At 33.8% G+C, this 16,184-nt stretch carries 16 protein-coding genes; 9 read left to right on the top strand and 7 right to left on the bottom strand.

Features of this window, described 5'->3' with window-relative positions; all coding sequences use genetic code 11:
* Positions 1 to 86: 86 nt before the first annotated feature.
* Both AC0L5U_RS20130 and AC0L5U_RS20125 read right to left on the bottom strand, forming a co-directional pair.
* Complete coding sequence (locus tag AC0L5U_RS20130) at positions 87 to 356, bottom strand: hypothetical protein (protein WP_473418200.1); 270 nt, start codon at positions 354 to 356, stop codon at positions 87 to 89.
* Complete coding sequence (locus AC0L5U_RS20125) at positions 325 to 837, bottom strand: tetratricopeptide repeat protein (protein WP_473418199.1); 513 nt, start codon at positions 835 to 837, stop codon at positions 325 to 327. Before AC0L5U_RS20125 ends, AC0L5U_RS20130 begins: the two co-directional genes overlap by 32 nt.
* Positions 838 to 1,235: 398 nt before the next feature.
* Between AC0L5U_RS20125 and AC0L5U_RS20120 the strand changes: the two genes are divergently transcribed.
* The 9 genes from AC0L5U_RS20120 to AC0L5U_RS20080 all read left to right on the top strand — a co-directional run bounded on the left by AC0L5U_RS20120 (position 1,236) and on the right by AC0L5U_RS20080 (position 12,746).
* Positions 1,236 to 1,697: a tetratricopeptide repeat protein gene (locus AC0L5U_RS20120; RefSeq protein ID WP_473418198.1), complete on the top strand. Its 462-nt coding sequence runs from the start codon at positions 1,236 to 1,238 to the stop codon at positions 1,695 to 1,697.
* 32 nt (positions 1,698 to 1,729) lie between these two features.
* A complete protein-coding gene (locus tag AC0L5U_RS20115) occupies positions 1,730 to 2,002 on the top strand; it encodes a hypothetical protein (protein WP_473418195.1) in 273 nt (90 codons plus the stop codon).
* A gap of 22 nt (positions 2,003 to 2,024) precedes the next feature.
* A complete protein-coding gene (locus AC0L5U_RS20110; protein WP_473418194.1) occupies positions 2,025 to 3,158 on the top strand; it encodes a choice-of-anchor D domain-containing protein in 1,134 nt (377 codons plus the stop codon).
* 465 nt (positions 3,159 to 3,623) lie between these two features.
* Positions 3,624 to 5,396 carry a T9SS type A sorting domain-containing protein gene (locus AC0L5U_RS20105; protein ID WP_473418193.1) on the top strand — a complete coding sequence of 591 codons (1,773 nt, stop codon included), beginning with the start codon at positions 3,624 to 3,626 and terminating at the stop codon, positions 5,394 to 5,396.
* A 248-nt stretch (positions 5,397 to 5,644) separates the two neighbouring features.
* Positions 5,645 to 7,384, top strand: coding sequence for a choice-of-anchor D domain-containing protein (locus AC0L5U_RS20100; protein ID WP_473418192.1), 1,740 nt, complete (start codon positions 5,645 to 5,647; stop codon positions 7,382 to 7,384).
* An 80-nt stretch (positions 7,385 to 7,464) separates the two neighbouring features.
* Positions 7,465 to 8,376, top strand: a complete 912-nt coding sequence (locus tag AC0L5U_RS20095) for a choice-of-anchor D domain-containing protein (protein WP_473418191.1) — start codon at positions 7,465 to 7,467, stop codon at positions 8,374 to 8,376.
* Positions 8,310 to 10,703 (top strand): LamG domain-containing protein, encoded by a 2,394-nt coding sequence (locus AC0L5U_RS20090; protein WP_473418190.1) that lies wholly within the window; start codon positions 8,310 to 8,312, stop codon positions 10,701 to 10,703. Before AC0L5U_RS20095 ends, AC0L5U_RS20090 begins: the two co-directional genes overlap by 67 nt.
* On the top strand, positions 10,610 to 12,370 hold the full coding sequence (locus AC0L5U_RS20085; protein ID WP_473418189.1) for a hypothetical protein: 1,761 nt from the start codon (positions 10,610 to 10,612) through the stop codon (positions 12,368 to 12,370). The genes AC0L5U_RS20090 and AC0L5U_RS20085 overlap by 94 nt, the downstream gene beginning before the upstream one ends.
* On the top strand, positions 12,345 to 12,746 hold the full coding sequence (locus tag AC0L5U_RS20080) for a T9SS type A sorting domain-containing protein (protein WP_473418186.1): 402 nt from the start codon (positions 12,345 to 12,347) through the stop codon (positions 12,744 to 12,746). Before AC0L5U_RS20085 ends, AC0L5U_RS20080 begins: the two co-directional genes overlap by 26 nt.
* 174 nt (positions 12,747 to 12,920) lie before the next feature.
* Here AC0L5U_RS20080 and hisS read toward each other — a convergent pair whose 3' ends face one another.
* From hisS to rpsF, 5 genes are all read right to left on the bottom strand, one after another.
* Positions 12,921 to 14,297, bottom strand: a complete 1,377-nt coding sequence (gene hisS / locus AC0L5U_RS20075) for a histidine--tRNA ligase (RefSeq protein WP_473418185.1) — start codon at positions 14,295 to 14,297, stop codon at positions 12,921 to 12,923.
* Positions 14,298 to 14,458: 161 nt separating this feature from the next.
* Positions 14,459 to 14,929, bottom strand: a complete 471-nt coding sequence (locus tag AC0L5U_RS20070) for a DUF6495 family protein (protein ID WP_473418184.1) — start codon at positions 14,927 to 14,929, stop codon at positions 14,459 to 14,461.
* Positions 14,930 to 15,019: 90 nt separating this feature from the next.
* Positions 15,020 to 15,469 carry a 50S ribosomal protein L9 gene (gene rplI, locus AC0L5U_RS20065; RefSeq protein WP_473418183.1) on the bottom strand — a complete coding sequence of 150 codons (450 nt, stop codon included), beginning with the start codon at positions 15,467 to 15,469 and terminating at the stop codon, positions 15,020 to 15,022.
* 13 nt (positions 15,470 to 15,482) lie between these two features.
* Positions 15,483 to 15,779 carry a 30S ribosomal protein S18 gene (gene rpsR, locus AC0L5U_RS20060; RefSeq protein ID WP_473418181.1) on the bottom strand — a complete coding sequence of 99 codons (297 nt, stop codon included), beginning with the start codon at positions 15,777 to 15,779 and terminating at the stop codon, positions 15,483 to 15,485.
* Between the two features lie 2 nt (positions 15,780 to 15,781).
* Entirely contained in the window at positions 15,782 to 16,120 is a 339-nt protein-coding gene (gene rpsF, locus AC0L5U_RS20055) for a 30S ribosomal protein S6 (protein ID WP_473418178.1), read from the bottom strand.
* Positions 16,121 to 16,184: the final 64 nt, after the last annotated feature.

Here is a 16,184-nt window from a genome sequence, read left to right as displayed (position 1 = left end):
GTGTTATAATTTATTTCATTTTAATAAAATTTCTTTTGCTATTATACCATCTAATAATTTTTTCATAAAAGTGGTGTTTTGTATTCTTAGGGGAGTTTATAAAAATATTCTTTTGCTAAAACAAGACTTTCTTTTGCTTTAACTGTATTATTATCAAGTACATATAATTCACACAACTTAAAATACGCACGTTCTTTTCTGGGAAAAATAGATACTATTCTTTGTTGTACTTCAATAGCCTTTTTATAATCCTTTTGCTTTAAAGCCAAATCAATCAATTTATCCTGCAAACTTACTATACTTCCAAGTTTGATTATACCTGCTTCAATAATTGCTATGGAATTGCTGTATCCCATTTCGAGTGTTTAAATTTTCCCATGCTGTTGCGGCTTCAATGTAGTTCTCTGGAAAAGCCTCCTTAGTATGCTTTAATAAAAATTCAAAAGTAAGTGCAGCGCTATTGAACTGTTTTAATTTCATTAAAGATTTGGCTTTCACTCTAAGCACACGAACATTAGTTGGCTCATAAATCAAAACTTTATTACAATAATTTAAGGAAGCTTCGTAATTATTAAGCCTATAGAAGTTTTTAGAAAACACTAATTGTTGTTCAGAACTTAAAAGTCCTAAATCTTCAGATTTTTTTAAATCGCTAATACTCTTTTGATACTCTTCGTGTTGAAAATAAAGTTTACCTCTTTTGAAATATAGGAAGGAACTGTCAGGGTGAATTTTAATCTCTTTAGAAACCGCAATAATCTTCTCATCTAAATCACCATGAGGGAATACATTTAGACAAATAAGAAAAAAGAATAAAAAAGATACTATTTTTAACATACTGAACTTACCCCCTCAAGTAAGAATGTACAATTTAGATAAAAAAATCTAATTAACAGACTAATTAAGTGAATTATTTTTCTTTCATTATTAAGCATTTAATCGAAATTTCATGTAGAATAACGTATAAAAGTAAAATTAGCTTAATATAGAAAATGTCATAATATACTGATTTTCTGATATTTAAAATAATCACATGTTCTAAATAAATGTATTTCATCGCTTTTTTTGCATTTCATGGAGTTTTTAATTCTAAAATTATATATTTGTCCCAACCGAATTTATAATTTAAATGATATACCTACTAAAATCAACTATAATTTACAGCTGTAATAAAGTCAAAATAATTTTGACAATTCTACTAGTTAAACTCTGTAGTTTCTTTTGCACATGGTGATTTGACTCAACGAATAATTGACAAAACTGCTGAAATTACGGAAACCCCAAATAATGCTGAACTCTACTATGAGCGAGGTTACCTATACCAACAACACAAAGAATTCAGCAATGCATTAGACGATTACATAAAAGCTGAAAAATTTGGGATATCTGGTAAATTAATCTTGTTTAGAAAAGCACAATCCTATTATCATAACAACGAATATAAAGCAGCTTTAGTTGAAATAAATAAATTCACAACTATTGATAATATTGATGTTAAGGCGAAAAAACTTAAGGCGAAAATATTTTTTGAACTTAAAGAATACAATAAAGCAGTAATGTTATATGATTATGTTACTAAAAACATGATTGATTTTAGACCTGAAGATATTGTTGAACATTGTACAATTATACTTGCAGAAGATAATAATAACTACAAAAAGCACTTAATGTTGTTGAATATGGTCTTGATAAATTAGGAGAAGACACTTTAACCTTAAGATTGAAAAAATTGGAGCTTCTAAAAGCTTCAAATAAAACTGAAGAAACTATCCAAGAATATAACTATTTCATTAAAAAATATAACAGAAAGGAATTCTGGTATTACAAAAAAGCAAAATATTTATTGGAAGGCAATAATGTTATCGAAGCTAATATAAATCTACAATTAGCAAAAGTAACTATAGATCAACTAAATGCTAAATTCCAAAAAGTAGCATCTGTATCACAATTAAAAGAACAAATAAAAAATTTAGAAGAAAAAATTAATTCCCTAAAATCATGATAAAAAAACTACCCTTATGTTAATGATGCTGTTTACAGCTATTTCATTTTCGCAGACATTAAACATTCCAATTACAAGTTCTAGCACCGGTTCAGGTGAGGAACGTGTAAGTGATGGAGATGTGAGTACCTCAAGTTCAGATTTAGAATTTTACCACGACGGCTCTACCCAGCAAGTTGTTGGTCTGTATTTTGAAAATGTTACTGTTCCTAAAGGTGCTACCATAACAAATGCCTATATTCAATTTCAAGCCGATCAAGAAGGTTCTGGAAATGTAACAGTAAATATTGAAGGTGATGATAGTGATAATGCTTCAATTATTGATACTAATGATGATTACAATATTTCTGGAAGAACTCCAACAACGGCTGACGAAGATTGGGCAATTGCTAGCTGGGTTGGTGATAAGGATCAGGCTACTGCAGATCAAAGAACACCTGATATTAGTTCAATAGTTTCTGAAATCACCTCACGAAATGGTTGGTCCTCAGGAAATAATATGGCATTTATGTTTACAGGAGTATCAAGATCAAGCGGAGCTTGGAGAGAAGCAGAAAGTGGTTCTTCAACTGGCGAACCTATATTACACATTGAGTATGTTGTTCCTCCTAATGAAATAGATGTAACTGGAAATGGAAATTCTATTACAAATGGTGATACTACTCCAAGCGCTTCAGATAATACTCAGTTTGGCTCTATAGGAACTGGACAAACACTCACTAAAACTTTTTCAATTATAAATGAAGGCGGTTTAGATTTAGATTTATCTGGAAGCCCAATAGTTGCTATTAGTGGAGATTCTCAATTCTCAGTAACTACTCAACCTAGTTCATCAACGCTAGGCAGTTCAGAATCTGTAGATTTTGTAGTTGAATTTGCTCCAACCGCTACAACTACATACAACGCTACCATTTCAATTGAAAATGATGATTCTAATGAAGACCCCTATACTTTTGATATACAAGGAACTGGAGCTACTCCAGTTATAGATTTAGATGTTTTAGGAAATGCTACCTCTATAACTGATGGAGATGACACTCCTAGTGCTTCAGATGATACCGATTTTGGATCTATATATTCTTTTGTAGAAAGAACAAGAACATTTACAATAGAAAATACAGGTAATAGTTTATTAACTATTTTCTTCTGTAGTTAGCAGTAATTCAGATTTTACAATTTCAAGTAATCCTTCTGCAAGTGTTGGAATTGGAGCATCTACAACATTTGATGTTACTTTTGCACCATCTAGCGTTGCAACAATTTCATCTACAATTACAATAAATAGTAACGATCCAGACGAAAGCCCATTTACTTTTGATGTAGAAGGACAATCGACTAATCCACCTACTTTTCCAGCTACTATTAGTGCTGGTAATGATTGGTTTTATTTAGATGATGGTAGTAACCAAGGTACTGCTTGGAGAGCATTATCATATGATCATGCTGGATGGGTTGAAGATGCAACTGAAATAGGTTACGGAGACGGCGGTGAAGCTACAACAGTTGGATTTGGTCCAAATGCAAATAATAAATACCCAACAACATATTTAGAAAATATCTTAACATTGCAGATGCTAGTGTTTTTAATAGTATAGATTTAGAAGCTATTAGAGATGATGGTATGGTAGTATACCTAAATGGTTCTGAAATATGGAGAGATAATATGCCAGCAGGAACTATTAATTATGATACTTACGCTAGTAGCCCTGAAATTTCAGGAGCTGCAGAAACTACTTGGATTACTAATTCTGTTACTTCTACTAGTTTAGTTACCGGTATTAATGTTGTTACTGTAGAGATTCATCAGCAACGTCCTAGTAGTTCAGATATTAGTTTTAATTTTAAATTTACACCAAGTGCCTCAACAGTTCCTTCTTCTATTGTAGAACGAGGTCCATACTTACAGAGTGGTACATCAACTAGTGTAATCGTAAAATGGAGAACCGATAATTCAACTGAATCTGTAGTGAACTATGGTACATCATTAGGTTCGTTATCAATGAATGAAACGGATGCTACATTAAAAACTGAACACGAAATAACCCTTACTGGTTTAACACCTAACACAAAATACTACTTTAATATTGCCAACCTTACTGAGGTAATTTCAGAGAGTGTTAGTGGAGAAATGTATATAATTACTGCTCCAACTATTGGCACAAAACAATTTACTCGTGCTTGGATTTTAGGAGACCCTGGAACAGCTAACACCAACCAGAGAAACGTACGTGATGCTTATTACGACTATGTTGCTGCTGCCACAACAAACACCGGGAAAACTGATATGATGCTGTTCTTAGGTGATAACGCCTACAATAGCGGAACAGATACGGAATATCAAAATGCATTTTTCGATATTTATGATGAAATGCTTCAAAAATCTGTAGCATGGTCTTGTTTAGGAAATCATGATGGTTATACTGCCGATTCTGCAACTCAATCTGGTCCGTATTACGATATCTTTTCATTCCCAACTGCTGCTGAGGCTGGCGGAACTGCATCAGGTACTGAAGCCTATTATTCTTTTGACTATGCAAACATTCACTTTATCATTTTAGATTCATATGAAACTAGTCGTTCAGTTGGAGGAGCTATGTATAATTGGGCTGAAACGGATATCCAAAACACTACTCAAGATTGGATTGTAGTATTATTCCACCACCCTCCATATACTAAGGGTTCACACGATTCAGATACTGAAACTGAACTTATTCAAATGAGGCAAAATTTCATGCCAATGCTTGAAAGCAATGGTGTAGACTTAGTTTTAAATGGTCATAGTCACTCTTACGAGCGTTCTTATTTCCTAAATGGACATCATGGTACATCTGGTACTTTTAACTCTGGTACGCATACCGTTGGTACAACAGGAAGTGGTGACGGAAAAACTGATGGAAATGGTGCTTATGCAAAAACAAATCTTCAAACAGATGGTGCTGTTTATATTACCACAGGTTCAGCTGGAAAAATTACAGGTTCATTAACACAACATAATGCAATTTATGCTGCATTATATCAATTAGGATCATGTATTATGGAAGTTGAAGATGATGGTAGTGGCGGACAAAACTTAACAGTTAAGTTTTTAAGAGATAACGATGTTATTTCAGACTATTTCACGATAAACAAAACAGGTTTAACACTTTCAAATGACGAAACTAAAACTGTTACTAAGAGTTTAACACTTCACCCTGTTCCAACAAAAGACATATTAAACATTAGTATTTCTTCAAAAGAAAGCTTTAAAGGTGCTAAGTTTTATGATGTTCTTGGTAAACTAGTTAAAGAAAGTACAAACCAAACTATTAACGTAAGTAAGTTGAAAGAAGGTATGTATATAGTAGAAATAGCAACCGATCAAAAAACTTACTTCAAATCAATTATAAAGGAGTAAGTCAAAAATTAAACATATCAAAAGAACCTACAATATTTTTATTGTAGGTTTTTTGTTTTTAAATAGCTCATTTCTAGGTTGAAAAAATTTCAAGAATACTTTTAACTATTTATCAAACGTAAACTAAACACCTAAAAATCAATCATATAAATTTAAAAAATGTATTTCATCGATTATTTTTGCGTTTCATGGAGCTAAGTAATATATTTGCTTCAAATAATTAGTCCCAAACTAAAATTTAACCGCTTATGAGACCAACAATTACTCTCAGGAAGTTACTATTCGCTTGCACATTTATGTTTATTTGTATAAGTGGATTTTCGCAAACAATTAGTGTAAACATTACAGATGCTGATGGTGGAGATGATGCAGAAGAAGATATAAGTTCTGGAACAGTAGATTTAACAAGTTCAGATCTAGAATTTTGTAATGATGGATCTGACCAGTTAGTAGGTATTCGATTTCAAAACGTAAATCTACCTCAAGGCGCAACAATTACTAGTGCTTATATACAATTTGATGTTGATGAGGCTGAAACTGGAGCATTAACAATAGACATTGTAGGTATTGATGTTGATAATGCAGCTCAATTTAATACTACAGCTTTCAATATTTCAGACCGAATAGATGGAGATATCTCAAATGGCACCTCAGCTACTCAAACTTGGTCTCCACCAGATTGGGGTACTGTAGGTCTAAATGGAGTTGACCAAAGAACATCCGACTTAAGTGCTATTGTAAAAGAAATAATTGATAGACCTGGATGGGCTTCTGGTAACGATATGGCATTTGTATTTTCACCAAACTCTGGTTCACCTAATATTAGAACAGCAGAAGATGGTGATAGTGGAAGTCACTTTTTACAATTAAATGTAGCTTATACTGTTCCACCTTCAAGAGAAATAAATATATCAGGTAATAATAATACTATTCCAGATGCTAGTACAACCATTTCAACAGTTCTTGATACAGACTATGGCACAGTAGCAATTGGTAGTCCTGTAGCTCATACATTTACCATTCAAAACTTTGGAGGTGCAAATTTAACATTTTCTAATCCTGTAATTACAGGTCATACTAGTGATTTCACCGTAACTGCTAATCCAACATCTCCAGTAGGATCTGGTAGTAATTCAACGTTTACTGTTACATTTAATCCTACTACCGTTGGGACAAGGTCTGCAACTGTTTCAATAGCAAATAATGATTCTGATGAAAACCCATATACTTTTGATATACAAGGCTTAGGTGTAACTCCTGCTCCAGAAATTAATATTACTGGAAATGGGATTGACATAGCTAATGGCAGTACAACGGCGCTAACTAGTGATGACACCAATTTTGGTGCTTTAGATGTTACTACTGGAACAAATACAAATACCTTTACTATTGAAAATACTGGAACTATTGATCTAAATTTAACGGATCCAAGTCCATTTATAACAATTACTGGTGATACTGCAGATTTCACACTTACTGCAAACCCCAGTACTCCTATTGCAGCTTCTGGAAGCACTACTTTTAATATTACTTTTAACCCAACAACTGGAGGAGAAAAAAATGCAACTATCTCTATAGCTAATGACGATTCAGATGAAGATCCATATACTTTTGTGGTGCAAGGTGCTGGAGCATTAGTTACCGCAGGAGGCTCTTGGAGTTATCTAGACAACGGTACAGACCACAACCCTCAATTAACAAATACAGCTTTTAACTATGCTGCTTGGGCAACAGGCAACGCTGAGTTAGGTTATGGTGATGGAGACGAAGCTACCGTTGTTAGTTATGGACCTAGTGCAGGTGCTAAATATCCAACAACATATTTCAGAAAATCATATACTGTTACTGCTGCTGATGTAGCTAACGCCACTTTAGTTATGAATGCTATTAGAGATGATGGTATGGCAGTTTATGTTAACGGAGCATTAGTTTGGGCAGACAACCTTCCCGCTACTTGGGGATATTTAACTTATGCAACCGGTTACTGAGGTTTCTGGTAGCGCAGAAAGCACCTGGATAACAAAAAAATAAACAATCCTTTTTAACCCCAGGAACATATGAAGTTGCTGTGGAGATACACCAACAAAGAGCTAATAGTTCTGATATTAGTTTCAATTTTGAAATGTATACAAATAATGACTATGTTGCTCCAGTAGCTCCAGAAATAAATATAACTGGTAATACTACCAACATTCCTAGTGGAAGCACTATTACATCAGTAGCAAATGATACCGATTTTGGAGGGTTAGATGTTACAACTGGTACAAGCACTCATACTTTCACTATTGAAAATATCGGTACTGCAACCTTAAACCTAACGAATCCAAGTCCGTATATTACCTTAACTGGTGATACTGCTGATTTTACGCTTACTGCTAACCCTAGCACACCAATTGCAGCCTCAGGGAGTACAACTTTTGATATTACTTTTAACCCTACTTCTCCAGGAGGAAAAACTGCAACTATTTCAATTGCTAATGACGACTCAAATGAAAACCCCTATACATTTATTGTTTCAGGAGCGGGAGCAATAATTAGTGCCGGAGGATCGTGGAGCTATCTAGACGATGGCACAGACCATAATCCTCAACTAACAAATACAGCTTTTAACTATGCAGCCTGGGCAACTGGTAATGCAGAATTAGGCTATGGAGATGCTCCTACTACAGTAGTTAGTTATGGGCCAGATGCTAACAATAAATATCCAACAACTTATTTTAGAAAATCATATACAGTTACCGCCATTGATGTAGCAAATTCAACTTTGGTAATGAGAGCTCTAAGAGATGACGGTATGGCTGTTTACGTAAACGGAACATTAGTTTGGACAGATAATATGCCTACTACTTGGACTTATTTAACTTATTTAACAACACACGGCCTTTCTGATGTTTCGGGATCAGAAGAAACTACTTGGATTACAAAAAAGTATCAAACCCTTTTTTCGGTTTACCTACAGGCACTTATGAAATTGCTGTAGAAATTCACCAGCATAGACCTACAAGTTCAGACTTAAGATTTGACTTTGAAATGTATACAAACAACGATTATGTATTTATGCCACCTACTTCTCCAGATAGTGACGGAGATACCGTAGCTGACTATATAGATGCTGATGATGATAATGATGGTGTTCCCGATATTATTGAAGGTTGTCAAAGTAGTCAATTTGAAGATTTAAATTCTGGCGGAGGATCAGAAGAGTCAATATTATCAGATTTTCCTTTTTCTAAAAACCTTGACAATGGTAATCAAATAGACTATAGCATAACAGGTACTTTTAATGATATTACAAGTTATAATGCTGGAGAGCAAGGATGGTCTATCAGAGTTAGTGGTCCTGCTACTTCCGGAACTATGACCATGGATTTCGTAACAGATGTTGATGATTTATTTTTTAAATTGGTAGATTTTGATGAAAATGAGACATGGACTGTTGATGTTTATGACGACACTAATACTTTAATTGACCTAACTGCAATACCAAATATTTATCATTTGGGTTCTAATGTAGCCCATGCTGGCAATACTTTTAGTGATAGTGTAGGCGGAGGAGGTACAAATTATGATGGCGATAGTGTTGCTGATGATGCAAATCACTCTGTATATTTTTACTTCCCTGGCGTTAGCATAAGTAGAATAGTTTTCACAATTGAGCAACCAAATGGCTCAACAATTAGAGTTGCAGGTATGCAATATTGTATTGTGGATACTGACGGAGATGGAATAGACGATACAATTGACCAAGATAGTGATAACGACGGTATACCAGATTTGGTTGAAGCTGGAGGTTACGACACAGTAGGTAATGGTATTGTAAATGTTTTAACTGATACCGATGGTGATGGTTTAGCTGATATTTATGATAATGACTCTGCTAACTATAATACTTTCGAAACCTCAACAATTAATTTTGGAGATTTCGATGGAGACACTATAGAAAATCGAATTGATTTAGATAGTGATAACGATGGTATTTTAGACATTATCGAATCAGGTCAATTTGATACTAATGGAGATGGTCAAATTGATGGATTTACAGATACAAACGATGATGGATACCATGATGCATATGATGGTGCTAGTAGTAGACTTTTAACCGGACCTGATGGAAATGCTGATGGTGTTCCTGATAGTTACCCTAATCACAATACAGATAATACTGGCTACCCTAGTTTTATAGATATTGATTCTGACGATGATGGTATAACTGATAATACCGAAGCGCAAGCAACTGGTTCATACGTTGCCTATGGAACTACTGATACCGATGGAGATGGTATTCCTAACGCATTTGACAATTCAGGAAGCTTTGGAGGAAATGGCTTAACACCTATAGATACTGACCATGATTGTATTCCTGATTATTTAGATACAAATTCTGATGATGACCCTGAAAATGATAGTATTGAAGGACATGATACTAACGGTGATGGTGTAGTAAACGGAAGTGATTCACCAAATGCAGATACTGGTCTCTTTACAGGTACCGATACAGATGGGGATGGTTTAGATGATGGATTTGATAATAATGATGCAACTTTTTTAGCAACAAATTCAAGTCTTCAAGCTACATCTCACCCAATTGCAGATGGCATGCATGACAGAGATTGGAGAGCTTCAAATTCTCCAATAGATTTTGATGGTGCAAATGATTTTATTGACTTTGGAGATAATCATGACTTTACTGGTGCTTTCTCAATAGAGGCATGGGTATTACAAGAAAGTTCATCTGGTTCTGAAGCTACTATTATGTCTAAAAGAGATGCAAAGTCTGGTAACGAAAGAGGTTACCATCTAGTAGTGAACTCAGGAAATTTTGTCAACCTAAAATGGTATGATAATTCAGGTTCAGCATTAATTGATATTACATCGTCTCACGCAATAACAAACAACAAATGGCATCATGTAGCAGCAACTTATGATGGAGGAACAGCAAGAATATATATTGATGGTATTGAACTTGCATCTGGTTCTCCTTCTGGAGCACCTACAAACGGGACTGAAAAGTTTATGATTGGAGGAATGTATGATAGTGATAACCCATGCACAAGTGCAACTAACCATTTTGATGGATTTATTGACGAAGTTCGTATTTGGAATGTAAGTTTATCAGCTACTCAACTTCATGAAATGATGAACCAAGAAATACAAAATAACGGAGGTACTGTTCAAGGAAGTGTCTTAAATAATGATATTTCAGGAAGTTTATCTTGGGCAAGTTTAACAGGATATTATCCTATGAATACTGGAATAGCTGTAGATCAATCGACTGCTGCATCATCTCATGGTTTTCCAAAAACATAACAACAACACAACCACAAACTGCTCCATTACCTTATACAACTGTAAGAGACGGAGAATGGACAGACAATACAGCTACAACACCATGGTCTCAAGGAAACTCAGTTTGGAGTCACCCTGATGCCCTAGGAATAGATGGATCAACAATAATCGATTGGAATATTGTAGTAACTTCTCATGATATTACATCAGGAGATAAAGATATTACAGTTCTTGGTTTAATAGCAGACACCCCAGGTACTACGCTTACAATAGCTGATCCAATAGAGCCACAAGACGAAACTAATTCTGGTCAGAGTTTAAGAGTTACTCATTATCTAGAAATGGATGGTGATATAGATTTAGTTGGTGAATCTCAATTATTGCAAGACGAAGGTAGTGTATTGGCAACAAGTAGTGCTGGTTCTTTACAAAGAGACCAACAAGGAACTCAAGATTTATACACATATAACTATTGGTGTTCTCCAGTTGGACTTAGTAATATTTCTACCAACAATACAGCATTTAATCTCAACAATAATATTCTAAGAAATGGTACTGTAAGCGCAACACCTAATGACATTACCTTTATAACATCAAACTATGATGGAAATATTTCCGGTACAGATATAGATATTGCTGATTTTTGGATATGGAAATATGCTAACTTACAAGCTGATAATTATGCGGCTTGGCAACATATCAGAAGTGGTGGTTTGTTGAATGTTGGCGAAGGATTTACAATGAAAGGTGTAGCAAGTTCAGGAACTTCACATGCATCAACACAAAATTATGTTTTTGAAGGTAAACCCAATAATGGAGATATTACATTACCAATTACAGCAGGAAACGAGTATTTGGTAGGAAACCCTTACCCATCTGCATTAGATGCTGATGAGTTTATTAAAGATAACATTAGTAACTTGGAAACAGATGGAAGAAATTCTAGTGGAAATGTTATTAATGGCGTACTTTACTTCTGGGATCATTTTGCTTCTGGTTCTCATGTTCTAAGTGATTACCAAGGAGGTTATGCAACTTACACCTTAATGGGAGGAGCTGTTGCTATTAGTAATGACATAAGAATTAATAATTCTGGTAGTATCGGTACAAAAACTCCCGGTCGATATGTTCCTGTTGGACAAGGCTTCTTTGTGTCAGCAATTTTAGACATAGACCTTAATAATGATGGAGAAGATCTAGATATGGATATGACTCCAGATCCAGATCCTAACGATCCTGCATTAACTGAAACCATTGATGGTGGAAATTTAATATTTAAAAATAGTCAACGTGTATTCCAAAGAGAAGGAACTGCTGCTTCAATATTTTTAAAATCCGGAAAGACAAAAAACAAGAACCATATTACTAAAAACACTAATAACGATGAAAGGCAAAAAATAAGATTAATGCTCGATTCTCCTAATGGGTATCATCGTCAATTATTGGTTGGTGCCGATGAAAAATGTTCTAATAATTTTGATATGGGCTATGATGCACCACTAATTGAAACCAATAAAGAAGATATGTATTGGGTATTCAATAATTCTAATTTTATAATCCAAGCTGTTAATAATTTTAATCAAGACCAAGTTTTACCTTTAGGTTTAAAAATTGATAAAGCGGGAATAGCGACTATTAAAATTGATGCGCTTGAAAATATAAGTGAAGGAAAAAATTATTATTCATGATAAGGTACTTGGTACTTATAAAGATTTAAGTGAAGGAAAGTTTGAAACTTATTTAGAATCTGGAGAACATAATAATCGTTTTGAGTTAGTATTTGCAAATTCACTTTTACTATCGTCTGAAGATGATGAACTGAGTGATAATTTAAATATTTACTTTACTAATGATACTAAAAATATTGTGATTCTTAACCCTGAATCTTTAAACATAAAAGAAGTAAATCTATACAATATTATTGGTCAGTCAGTAAATAACTTCAAGATTAATTCTGATGAAACAGTAATAGAACACCAAGCAAAACAAATAAAATCTGGTGTTTACATTATAAAGCTTCATACTGAAAATAAAATTATCACAAAGAAAATACTAGTTGATTAGTTATAATTTAAGTACGTAGTAACAACAATAAAAGCAAGTTAATATCTTATAAAAAAAGAGATTAACTTGCTTTTACTATTTAGAACAATATGAAAAAAAGTTGAGTTACTTTTAGTTAGAACAAGCCCAAATCTACCGTTTTCTAAACTCTACTTCAAGGCTCAGAGGGACCCTTCAAGGCTTCCTTACTTCTGAGATTAAAGTTTCAAGTGCTACTTTTTCTTGCTCGCCAGAAACCATTTTTTTAAGTGTATAACTATTTGAGGCTATTTCTTGTTCTCCCACCAAAACAACAAATGGGATATTCCGTTTATTGGCATGGTTCATTTGTTTTTTCATTTTGGCCGCATCTGGATATAATTCAGCATTAATACCTTGAGAACGCAGTTTTTTAATAGCTTTTAAACTGAACAACGCCTCTTTTTCTCCAAAATTGATAAACAGTACATCTATGTTTTTTGAAACCGTTTCTGGAAACAGACCTAATTCTTCCAATACCAGATAAATTCTGTCCAAGCCAAAGCTAATACCAACACCACTCATATCTTTCATTCCGAAGATACCAGTAAGGTCATCATAGCGACCACCACCACCAATAGAAGCCATCTTTACAGTTTCCGGAGCTGCAACTTCAAAAATTGCACCTGTATAGTAGTTTAAACCACGAGCTAGTGTAACATCCAATTGTAATTTGGCTGTTGATAAGCCTAATTCAGAAATAGCGCCATCAATAAAGGCTAATTCTTCAATACCTTTCTTACCTTCTTCGGAAGATGATAAAATAGTTTTTAAGCTTTCTATTTGAGATTCAAAAGAGCCCGATAACGTAAATAATGGTTGTAATTTTATAATACCTTCTTCTGAAATACCTTTAGTACGCATTTCATCTTTTACCTTCTCCTCGCCTATTTTGTCAAGTTTATCAAGAGCAACAGTAAAATCAATTAATTTATCAGAAGCGCCGATAACTTCAGCAATGCCTGATAATATTTTTCTGTTGTTTATTTTAATGGTAACACCCTTCAGTTTTAAAGCAGAAAATACGGTATCATACAATTGAATAAATTCTACCTCCTGCCATAAAGATTTACTTCCTACCACATCCGCATCACATTGGTAAAACTCTCTAAAACGCCCCCTTTGGGGCCTGTCAACACGCCAAACAGGTTGAATTTGATAGCGTTTAAATGGAAATTCTATCTCGTTTTGGTGTTGCACTACGTAACGTGCGAATGGAACGGTTAGGTCGTAACGGAGGGCTTTTTCAGAAATACTCGCTGTTAATTTATTTGAATCCTTTTTGGTATAAGCTTCAGAATTTGCTTTAGATAAATAATCCCCAGAATTCAAAATCTTAAAAATTAACCTATCCCCTTCATCTCCATATTTACCCATTAACGTATCAGAGTTTTCAAAACTTGGTGTTTCAATAGATTGAAATCCGTAGGTTTCAAAAGCTCCACGAATGGTATAAAAAATATAGTTTCGTTTTGCTACCTGTTCTGGATTAAAATCTCTTGTGCCTTTTGGGATGCTTGGTTTTTGAGCCATATTCAATTACCTGCTGGGGCAGGCATTTCTTTTTATTGATTATAGAAAATACTGTTTATTAAAACCTCTCCATACAATAACTAATGGAATAGTGTGATGAGGAGTTGCAAAAATAACAGTTTATATTAAAATAGATTCCTACCTACGCAGGAATGACAGAACTAATTTATGATATCATAAAAATAACTGTACAATTCTCCTTTAGTAATTGAAGCTCCTTGTTCAATCATTTTAAATTTGTCTAAATTTTTATCATCAGTATATGCTTTATCTGCTTGTAAAAATTCAACAGAATCATCCATTAAATTTTCACGTAACCAACCATAACCTTCTTTTGTAGTGATATCAATGTCTTCATTTTTAACATTTACTACAATAGCATGCATGTTTTTTTCATCTAAATGAAATAAATACATATGCTGAGGTGCAAAATGCTCTAAATACTTTGCTTGATTTAGCACACCTTCCCAAATTAAATCGCTGAACACATCCAGCTCCATTTCAGCTAAATCTGGTTTATTAGCTTTTAAATTTGTCCATTCATCAGCAGTTATAGATTGTGTTGCTAAAAAGTTGATAAACTCTTTATGTAATTCTTCAAATTGTTCTTTAGATAATCTGGCGTATTTCATAACCCAAAATTAAGTTTTTTAAATGAGTTTCATAAAAAAACCGTTTAGAAGTACATCCAAACGGTTTTAAGATACTATTGTATTTGAAAATTATGCTTGTGCGATAACTTCAAACGGTAAATCTACAGATACTTCTCTGTGCAATCGAACTACGGCATTATATTTACCTAAACGTTTCACATTTCCACCTGCAACCGAGATGAATTTTTTATCTATAGCGTGTCCTTCTTTTTCTAAAGCTGCAGCTAAATCGATGTTATTTACTGAACCAAATAACTTATCTCCAGACCCTACTTTAGAAGCTATCTTAATTTCTAATGCTTTAAGTGCTTCAGCAGTTTTATTAGCATCATCAACTATTTTCTTTTCTTTAAAAGCGCGTTGCTTTAAGTTTTCTGCTAAAACTTTTTTAGCAGAAGGTGTCGCTAACATAGCTTGACCTTGAGGAATTAAAAAGTTTCTACCATAACCGTTCTTAACTGTTACAACATCGTCTTTAAATCCTAAATTTTCAACGTCTTGTTTTAATATAAGTTCCATTGTTATGATTGTTTTATTTTAATAAATCGCCTACGTAAGGCATTAAAGCTAAGTGACGTGCTCTTTTTACAGCTACAGATACTTTTCTTTGATACTTTAATGATGTACCCGTTAAACGTCTTGGTAAAATTTTACCTTGCTCGTTAACAAAACCTAATAACCAGTCTGCATCTTTATAATCTACATACTTAATACCAGATTTTTTGAAACGACAATACTTTTTTTGCTTGTTTGTCTCTATATTAAGCGGAGTTAAATACCTGATTTCTCCGTCTTTTTTTGCTTTTGCTTGTTGATCTATAGATGCCATACTCATGCTTTTGCTTTAAGTTTTTCTCTTCTTCTCTCTGCCCAAGACACAGCATGCTTGTCTAATGCAACAGTTAAATAACGCATAAAACGCTCATCACGCCTAAACTCTACTTCTAAAGGCTCAATTACCTCTCCAGCAACTTGGTACTCAAATAAGTGGTAAAAGCCACTTTTCTTGTTTTGAATTGGGTAAGCTAACTTTTTAAGCCCCCAATCTTCTTTGGATATCATCTTTGCGCCTTGAGAAACAAGAAAATCTTCGTATTTCTTTACTGTCTCCTTTATCTGATCGTCAGATAAAACGGGATTTAAGATGAAAACAGTTTCATAATGATTCATAAAAATCTATTTATTTATTAAAAATTGGATGCAAAAATACTTATTTTCATCATATTACGCAACA

This window comes from Jejuia sp. G7-7 (assembly GCF_055808955.1).
This window is presented reverse-complemented; position numbering and strand designations above follow the sequence as displayed.